Below are 1,468 nucleotides of genomic sequence, written 5' to 3'. Positions count from 1 at the left end.
TCTTTCTGATAAGATACGCAAAGCAGGTAATGAGCTTGTTAGTCTGATAAGAAAGAATTATGAACAACTTCTACGTACAAAGAGATACCGTAAATTACTATTTCTGTATGGTAGCACCAAAGATAAGGGGAAACGCAAAATTTATGCTAAGCAACTTAACGAAATGCAAAAAAACTACAATGTCACATGGGATTATTGTAGAAAATCTATGATTCCAATAGGTAAGAAATATGGGGTGCCGGCTATATTTGCATTAACAAAAGCCGAGGATGTTTGGCGAGGTATTGAGAAATGCTTGTATGGCAATGGCAAGACCATTCATTTTTCAAAATATGGAGAACTGCCTTGCATTCGTGCAAAACAGATAAATCGGGGCATTCCAATATCTGTAAAAGATGATAAATTGCAATTCAAACTTGGAAAAACTATTTTTGGTATACAGGTAAATGATAGATTTCAACAGGACGAAGTAGATGCCATTTTGGCATACCTTACTGATTTTGAGTTTATGGATAACAAAGCTGTAAACACTCTCATAGAAGATGATTATTGCATAGATACATACAGACCTTGCTATGCAACCTTGATTCCCAAGATGATACGGGGTAAATACAGAGTATATCTACACCTTACTATCGAGGGTAAAGCAAAATCAAAATATGATAAGTACGGCAATCCTCGTCACAAGTACGGTAAAGGGATGATAGGTGCTGATATTGGCACACAGACTGTTGCTTATACATCTGATACAGAAGTCGGTTTAAAGAATCTTTCAGAACGTGGCAACAGCATACAAACTTCTGAAAGAAAAGAACGCCTGCTCTATCGTGCTATGGATAGATCAAGACGAGCCACTAATCCACAAAATTATAATACTGATGGGACTGTTAAGAAAGGTTACAAGACCTGGAAATATTCAAATCATTATAAGAAACTAAAAGCGAAACATTCTGAATTATGCCGTATCAATGCAGTAAATAGACAGCTTGCAATAAATGAAGATGCTAACCATCTGCGAAGTCTCGGAGATACATTTGTCACAGAACCTAAAAATGCAAGCAAGCTCATGAAACGAGCTAAAGAAACCACTAAAAACGATAAAGGTAAATTTAATAAGAAGAAACGTTTTGGTAAATCCATAAAGAACCGATGTCCATCTGGATTTCAAACTACAGTGGAGAAAAAGTTTACGGTAACTGGTGGTACATATATAGAAGTACCAAATAATTACAGAGCCTCACAGTATGACCATACTGCAGATGACTATATCAAAAAGAAACTATCTGACCGATTGTATAAGCTACAAAATGGTATTGAAGTACAACGGGATTGGTATTCCTCATTCCTACTTTACTGTTACGATGATAGGATACAGAATATAGATAAAAAGAAATGCATAACAAAGTTTGATAATTGCTATAAAAAAGAAAAAGCCCTAATCGAATGGATTGAGGCTCATAAGATTAAA

1 protein-coding gene is annotated in these 1,468 nt (G+C 35.4%); it reads left to right on the top strand.

Annotated features, from left to right (window positions below; genetic code table 11):
• Nucleotides 1–1,468 (top strand): hypothetical protein (locus BMX09_RS09815; protein WP_089748100.1); only part of this gene is annotated, 1,468 nt, incomplete at both ends.

This window comes from Granulicatella balaenopterae (assembly GCF_900111135.1).
GTDB lineage: Bacteria > Bacillota > Bacilli > Lactobacillales > Aerococcaceae > Granulicatella > Granulicatella balaenopterae.
This window is presented reverse-complemented; position numbering and strand designations above follow the sequence as displayed.